The organism is Methylobacterium oxalidis (assembly GCF_007992195.1).
Taxonomy (GTDB): Bacteria; Pseudomonadota; Alphaproteobacteria; order Rhizobiales; family Beijerinckiaceae; genus Methylobacterium; species Methylobacterium oxalidis.
The window spans coordinates 21288-28586 of the sequence record NZ_BJZU01000115.1 but is presented as its reverse complement, the minus strand read 5'-3'; the positions used below and the strand labels follow the sequence as shown (position 1 = coordinate 28586).

The window sequence follows — 7299 nt, the reverse complement described above, 5'->3', positions numbered from 1 at the left end:
CGGGAGAGGTGGGTGCCGGCGGGCGGGATGAGGACGGTGCAGGCGGGAGGATGGTCATGAGCGGGCAGGGGGCGAACGGGGCGGGACCGTCGCGGCGCGGGCTGATCGGGGTCATCGGGGCCGCGGGCGTCCTGGCGCTGCCGGCCCGGGCGAGCCAGGAGGCGCCGCCTCAGGGGCCCGCGGGCGAGACCATGCCCGACGCGCGCAGCGACGGCACCCGGGACGCGCAGCCCTTCCACGGGTTCCATCAGGCCGGCATCGTCACGCCCCAGCCCGCGAGCGTGCTCTACGCCGCCTTCGACGTCCTGGCCGAGAACCGGGACGAGCTCGCGCGCCTGTTCCAGATCCTGACCGAGCGCCTCGCCTTCCTGACGAGGGGCGGCCCGGTGCCCGAGATCGACCCGCGCCTGCCCGCGCCCGATTCCGGCCTGCTCGGCCCCGTCGTCTTCCCCGACAACCTCACCGCCACCCTCTCGGTCGGCGCGAGCCTGTTCGACTACCGGTTCGGCCTCGCCAAGCTCCGGCCCCGCCGGCTCGGCCAGATGGAGCGCTTCCCCAACGACGCCCTCGACGCGAGCCAGTGCCACGGCGACCTGATGCTGCAGCTCTGCGCCAATACCGCCGAGACCAACATCCACGCCCTGCGCGACGTGCTCAAGCACCTGCCGGGCCTCGCGACGGTGCGCTGGAAGATCGAGGGCTTCCTGCCGCCGCACGTGGTGAAGTCGATGGGCGCCGACACCGTGCGCAACCTCCTCGGCTTCAAGGACGGCACGGCGAACCTCGACGCGCGCAACGCCGAGCTGATGGACCGCTACGTCTGGGTGAGGGCGGGGGGCTCCGAGCCGGCCTGGACGGTGGGCGGCAGCTACCAGGTGGTGCGGGTGATCCGCACCCTGGTCGAGCGCTGGGACCGCACCCCCCTGCGCGAGCAGGAGGCGATCATCGGCCGCCACAAGGCGAGCGGGGCGCCGCTCGGCCGCGACCACGAGCGGGCGAGCCCGGATTACGGGCAGGATCCGGAGGGGGCCCGCATCGCGCTCGCCGCCCATATCCGCCGCGCCAACCCGCGCAGCGCCGAGACCCGCTCCAACCTGATCCTGCGCCGCAGCTACAACTACTCCCGCGGCCTCACCCCGGCGGGGCAGCTCGACATGGGCCTGCTCTTCGCCTGCTACCAGGCCGACCTCACGGCGGGCTTCCTGGCGATCCAGACCCGGCTCAGCGGCGAGCAGCTGGAGGAGTACATCCGGCCGATCGGGGGCGGCTACTTCTTCGCCCTGCCCGGCGTGCCGCAGCCCGGCGGCTGGCTCGGCCAGGGGCTGCTCGCCGCCGTGTGATTTCCCGCGCGCCTGGACTATGCAGGCGCGGCCGCCGGCCGGCGGGCGCGGGGAATGACGGGATGATCTGGGGTGTCGATCCGGGGCTGATCGCGGGCCTGTTCGCGGTCGCGATGGCGGCGGGCTGCGTCGACGCCATCGCGGGCGGGGGCGGCCTCATCACCATGCCGGCCCTGATCCTGGCGGGGCTCGACCCCGTCAGCGCCATCGCGACGAACAAGCTGCAGGGCAGCGCCGGTTCCTGCTCGGCCACCGTCGCCTTCGCCCGGCGCGGCCTGATCGACTGGCCGCGGGCCTGGCCCATCGCCGTCACCGCGGGTGCGGCCTCGATCCTCGGCGCGCTCTGCGTGAGCCTGCTGCCGCGGGCCGTGCTCGACGCCGGCGTGCCCGTCCTTCTCGTCGGGATCGCGCTCTACTTCGCGACGGCCAAGCGCATGAGCAGCGAGGACGCCGCCGCGCGGCTCACTCCGAGCGCCTTCGCCCTCAGCGCGGCGCCCGCGGTCGGGTTCTACGACGGCGTGTTCGGCCCCGGGGCAGGGGCCTTCTACATGGTCGGATTTGTGACGCTGCTCGGCCTCGGCGTGGTCCGGGCGACCGCCCACACCAAGCTCGCGAACGCGGCGAGCAACCTCGGCAGCCTCGCCCTGTTCGCCGCCTCGGGCCACGTGGTCTGGCCGATCGGCCTCGCGATGGCGGTGGGCGCCTTCCTCGGCGCGCAGATCGGCTCCGCCCTCGCCGTGCGCCTCGGCGCCCGGCTGATCCGGCCGCTCCTCGTCACCATCGCCTGCGCGATGGCCCTGCGCCTGCTCTCCGACCCGGGCAACCCCCTGCGGCAGGCCGTGCTCGGCCTGCTCGCCTCGGGCTGAGGGCGCGAGGCGCCCCTCACTTCGGCATGAAGGCCCAGTAATCGAGGTCGAGGATCACCGCCGGGTCGTAGCCCTCGCCCTGCCGGTCGGGGAAGGCGCCGCAGGGCTGGTTCTTGGTGGCCACCGTGCGCAGGCGCAGCAGGCCGACATCGTCCCGGCCCGGCAGGTCGGCGGTCTCGACGACCTCGCTCCAGGCGTAGACCGTGTCGCCGGAAAACAGCGGCGCCACGTGGCGCCCGGCATTGATGCCGGCGATCGAGAAGGCGTTGGCGAGCCCGTTGAAGCTCAGCGCGCGGGCCAGCGAGATCACGTGGCCGCCGTAGATCAGGCGCCGGCCGAAGCGGGTCTCCTTGGTGGCGAAGGCGTCGAAATGCACCTTGGCGGTGTTCTGGTAGAGCCGCGTCGCGATCTGGTGCTCGGCCTCCTCCACGGTCATGCCGTCGACGTGGTCGATGCGCTCGCCGGCCGCGTAGTCCGAGAAGCGGTAGGGGCTTCCAGCGAGGTCGAGATCGTAGGCCGCGCGGTCGATCGGCGGGATCGCCCCGGCGAGGTCGGCCGGGTCGACCGCCTTGGCGAGGCTCGGCACGTGCTCCTCGGCGATCGTCGCCTCGGGGTCGCGCTTGCGCACCAGAACCCAGCGGCAGTAGCTCAGCACCGTCTCGCCCGCGGCGTCCGAGCCCACCGAGCGCACGTAGACGACGCCGGTCTGGCGGTTGGAGCTCTCCTTGAGGCCGATCACCTCGGAGACGGTCGAGAGGGTCTCGCCGGGATAGACCGGGCGCCGGAAGCCGCCCTCGGCGTAGCCGAGATTGGCGAGCGCGTTGAGCGAGACGTCGGGCACCGTCTTGCCGAACACGACATGGAACGTGAGCAGGTCGTCGAGCGGGCTCTGCGGGTAGCCGATCGCGCGGGCGAAGGCGTCGGACGACTGCACGGCGAAGCGCGGGCCGTAGAGCGCCGTGTAGAGCGCCACGTCGCCGGTCGTCACCGTGCGGGGGGTCGCGTGGCGGATGGTCTCGCCGAGGCGGAAATCCTCGAAGAAGCGGCCGGGATTGGTCTTCATGGGGTCGGTTCGTCTCGTCCTTCGGGGTGCGGGCGACCGCGCCTCGCCTCAGCGGGTGTAGACGGTGGTCTGCGTCGGCACGAACTCGTGGAGCAGGCGGCTCGCGAACAGGAGCAGCAGGATCAGGATGATGGGAGAGATGTCGATGCCGCCGAGGTTCGGCAGGAGGTTGCGGATCGGCCGCAGGACCGGCTCCGTGATCCGGTAGAGCACCTCGCCGATCTGGGCGACGATCGGGTTGCGCACGTTCACCACGTTGAAGGCCACGAGCCAGCTGAGGACGGCGCTGGCGATGAGGACGTAGATGAAGAGCTGAACGACGGTGTCGAAGAGCCAGATGAAGGCGTTCATGCGGGGATCTGATGTCCTCGTCGGCCCGCGCCCGAACCGCGCTACGGCGGGAGGGCAGCGAGATTCGGGAATTGACAGGCTGAGGGGCCAAAGCCTACAAGGCCGGCGCCTCGACGGGGCTGTAGCTCAGATGGGAGAGCGCCGCAATCGCACTGCGGAGGTCAGGGGTTCGAATCCCCTCAGCTCCACCAGGCATTCCTGGTGAAACCGAGCGCCTCGCTCTCCGAAGACGCTGTTCGGCCGCGCGTAACGGCTTGGGTTCGTTCGGCGCCGTCTCTGAGCGGCTTAACGGACAACTTCTTCCTGCCTTCTGAAGGTGGGATCGCCTCCCAATCTCCTGCATTACGGTGCAGTTTCCGCTGACTTCCGGCTCACGCGGCTGGAGACTGGTTCGCGTTCCTCCAGAGACTCAGTCCGAGCCTGCTGCGGACACCATCTCCCATCGCCGAATGGGCGGGACTGATGCTCAACTGCTCGTCAGGTTAAATAGCAGTGGTGTCCGAAGCGAGAGCCAAGCTTTAGCTTCGCGTCCGGAAGCAGCCCTTCTCCTTTGCGCTCGATCCGGCCATCCGAGCCGGAAATGATCTCACCCAAAAGCGGACATGCTCGCTCCGAGCTACAAAGCCTCAAGCGCTGGACATCGCCCGGACATCTCAGCGTTTTGCCGCCTGTCCTTTCACCAGCGGGCAGCCGCCCTCGGCGACCGGGCGAAACGCTTCGTGTCCAGATATGGTGGACAGCAACTTGTAGAGGTCCCACTCGCCTTTGGACTCAGATGGCTGCTTGACCTCGAACAGGTACATGTCATGGATCTTGCGGCCGTCCTGTCGGATCTCGCCCTTGCCGAAAAGCGGATCGTCGGCCGGCATCTCCTTCATCTTGGCGACTGTCGCTGCCCCGTCGGACGCCGATTTCAAAGCTTCCACCGCTCTTAAGTAGTGCATCACGCCCGCATACACGGCGGCTTGGTTCGAGGTCGGCTTCTTGCCTCCAAACTGGTGGGCGAAGCGATCCGAGAAGGCCCGCGTCGCATCGTTGAGGTCCCAGTAGAACGGCTCGGTCAGGACGAGCCCCTGCGCCGCCTTCGTTCCCAGTGTGTGTACGTCTGACGAGTAGATGAGGAGCGCCGCGAGCGCCTGCCCCTTGGAACTGATGCCCTGCTCACCCGCCTGCTTGACCGCATTGATGGTGTCGGCTCCAGAGTTCGCCAGTCCGATCACCCTGGCGCCGGAGTCCCGAGCTTGTTGTAGGTAGGAGGAGAAATCAGCGGTCGGGAATGGCGCCTTGATCGAGCCGATGACCTTGCCGCCGTTCTTCTCCACGACTGCGGTGGTATCGCGCTGGAGTGTCTGGCCGAAGACGTAATCGGCGGCGATGAAGAACCATGTGTCGCCGCCTCGCTTGACCATCGTACTGCCGGTGCCGTTGGCGAGCGCCACCGTGTCGTAGGCCCAGTGGACGGTGTTGGGGCTGCATTTCGGGCCTGTCAGATCGGCGGTCCCGGCTCCCGTGACGACCAGCGCCTTATTTTTCTCCTTCGCGACGTCACTGACCGCTAGGGCCACCGATGAGGACGGCACGTCGAAGATGGCTTCAACACCGTCCCGCTCGAACCACTGGCGGGCGAACGCCACGCCGATCTCGGGCTTGTTCTGGTGGTCGCCAGAGACGACTTCCACCTTGAGGCCGCGCTCGGATGGTCTGAAATCTTCGACTGCCATCTGCGCAGCGACGACTGAACCCTGACCGCCGATGGCAGAATACGCGCCAGATTGATCGCCTAATATGCCGAGCTTGAGTACTGTTTGCGCTGTCGCAGCGTCGGAAATGAAGATGCCGAGCACGATTGCAGAAAGAAGCCGCTGCCACATGGCGTCCTCGCGCATCTATTTCGGGACAGCCTGCTCCGCCTTTCCTACGCTGTCTAGATCATCATGTTAGAACCGGCCGACAGCGTACACATCTCATCGCGTGCTGCTTGCGGCAATCTCTGGATGGCTGCTTCGCGCCGATTGTGTTGAAAAACTCCAGAGCACGGACCGACATCTCTATGGCTGGTGGCTACCGCTCGCCGCTACCCCAGGTGTTGTAGGTTGTTGCCCTCAAGAGAGGGTCAAACGGAGTTTTTCCAACACAATCCGCCCATTCCGGCCATCCATGTGAGTTGTAGAGGGTCTCCGAAGCAGATGGGCTGGATGGCTCCCGCTCCCGGCGCTGCGGCGCCAAGAAGGTGCTGTCATGCAGCAGGAGCTTGGAGCCACTACGATGGAGATCACGACCGTCGGCATCGACTTGGCCAAGAACGTCTTCCAAGTGCACGCCATCAGTTGCACGGGCGGGGTTCTCGTCCGGCGCGCGCTCAGGCGGGCGCAGGTGATGCCCTTCTTCCGCAAGCTCCCGCCCTGTCTGATCGGCATGGAAGCTTGCGGCACGAGCCATCATTGGGCGCGCGAACTCACGGCCCTCGGTCACGCGGTGCGACTGATGCCGCCGGCCTACGTCAAACCGTACGTAGAGCGCGGTAAGACTGATGCGGCGGACGCCGAGGCGATCTGCGAGGCTGTCACGCGCCGGACCATGCGCTTCGTGCCGATCAAATCGGTCGAGCAGCAATCAGCCTTGTCTCTGCATCGGACGCGCGATCTCCTGGTCCGGCAGCGCACGCAGTTGGTCAACATGGTCCGCGGGCTGCTGGCCGAGTTCGGCATCGATATCCCGAAGGGCCTCACTCATGCCCTCGCCTTCGTACGGCGTGCGATCGCCGGTGAGGCGCACGAGGTCCCGAAGCTGGCCGCCAAGGTGATCGGCGCCCTGGCCGAGCAGGCGATCGCGGTGCAGGACAGTATCCACCGGCTCGAACGCGACCTGCTGGCTTGGTACCGCTCGAACGATCTCGCCCGACGCATCGCCACCGTGCCCGGCGTCGGCTTGCTCGGCGCGACCGCGCTGGCCGCCACCGTCACTGATCCGAGCCACTTCCGCTCCGGGCGTCAGTTTGCGGCCTGGCTGGGTTTGACACCGCTCAACAACTCCAGCGGCGGCAAGGAACGGCTCGGCCGGATCTCAAAGATGGGCGATCAGTACCTGCGCCGGCTTCTCGTCACCGGCATGACCTCGCTCGTCCGGCGCAACAAGCACCATCCCAGCGCGGCCGACCCGCGCCTGAACGCGTTGCTCGCCCGCAAGCCGGTGCGGGTCGTCACGGTCGCGATGGCCAACCGCACGGCGCGGGCGATCTGGGCCATCATGGTCCGGGGCGAGGTCTACCGGACGCCCGCACTCGGCATCGCGGCGGTCTGAGGAGAGTTACCGATCAGCCCGGTACCGCGTGAAGGAGGTTGCGAGGACCCTGTGAAGTGATGGCGCACCGGTCAGACCGGGGACGAGGACAACCCGCTAAACGTCGAGGGCGTCGAAGCCCGCGAAGCAGGATGGGACCTCGTCCGCGGAAGCCATCAGGGCCAGCGGTCGATGACCGCGCGAACAGGCCGGACACAAGACGGCACCCGACCGAAACGCCAATTCGTCACAGATCCCCTTGCAACGCGGGAGCCATCCACACAGGACGTTTCAGCAGCTCAGGTTATAGGTCTGAGGCGTGCCATCAGCAGGCCTTCCGGTGAGGCGCTGACAGCCCACCTTTTGGTTCGGAGCGGACGATCTGAAGCTTAGCTGACAG

Annotated in this window: 6 protein-coding genes and 1 tRNA gene; 4 read left to right on the top strand and 3 right to left on the bottom strand. The window is 67.8% G+C overall.

Going from position 1 to position 7299, the window contains the following annotated elements; translation table 11 throughout:
• Positions 1 to 56: 56 nt before the first annotated feature.
• Together efeB and MOX02_RS23325 are read left to right on the top strand one after the other, a co-directional pair.
• Positions 57 to 1340 (top strand): iron uptake transporter deferrochelatase/peroxidase subunit, encoded by a 1284-nt coding sequence (gene efeB / locus MOX02_RS23330; protein ID WP_147028219.1) that lies wholly within the window; start codon positions 57 to 59, stop codon positions 1338 to 1340.
• Positions 1341 to 1402: 62 nt separating this feature from the next.
• Positions 1403 to 2206 (top strand): TSUP family transporter, encoded by an 804-nt coding sequence (locus tag MOX02_RS23325; protein ID WP_147028218.1) that lies wholly within the window; start codon positions 1403 to 1405, stop codon positions 2204 to 2206.
• A gap of 16 nt (positions 2207 to 2222) precedes the next feature.
• On the opposite strand, the gene MOX02_RS23320 is transcribed toward MOX02_RS23325, so the two are convergent.
• On the bottom strand, positions 2223 to 3269 hold the full coding sequence (locus tag MOX02_RS23320) for a MaoC family dehydratase (protein ID WP_147028217.1): 1047 nt from the start codon (positions 3267 to 3269) through the stop codon (positions 2223 to 2225).
• 48 nt (positions 3270 to 3317) lie between these two features.
• Positions 3318 to 3620, bottom strand: a complete 303-nt coding sequence (locus MOX02_RS23315; RefSeq protein ID WP_132251313.1) for a YggT family protein — start codon at positions 3618 to 3620, stop codon at positions 3318 to 3320.
• A 115-nt stretch (positions 3621 to 3735) separates the two neighbouring features.
• Between MOX02_RS23315 and MOX02_RS23310 the strand changes: the two genes are divergently transcribed.
• Positions 3736 to 3811: transfer RNA gene (locus tag MOX02_RS23310), tRNA-Ala, on the top strand.
• Positions 3812 to 4273: 462 nt separating this feature from the next.
• On the opposite strand, the gene MOX02_RS23305 is transcribed toward MOX02_RS23310, so the two are convergent.
• Positions 4274 to 5491 carry an ABC transporter substrate-binding protein gene (locus MOX02_RS23305; RefSeq protein WP_147028223.1) on the bottom strand — a complete coding sequence of 406 codons (1218 nt, stop codon included), beginning with the start codon at positions 5489 to 5491 and terminating at the stop codon, positions 4274 to 4276.
• Between the two features lie 394 nt (positions 5492 to 5885).
• Between MOX02_RS23305 and MOX02_RS23300 the strand changes: the two genes are divergently transcribed.
• Positions 5886 to 6920: an IS110 family RNA-guided transposase gene (locus MOX02_RS23300; protein ID WP_147028216.1), complete on the top strand. Its 1035-nt coding sequence runs from the start codon at positions 5886 to 5888 to the stop codon at positions 6918 to 6920.
• The last annotated feature ends 379 nt before the right edge of the window (positions 6921 to 7299 follow it).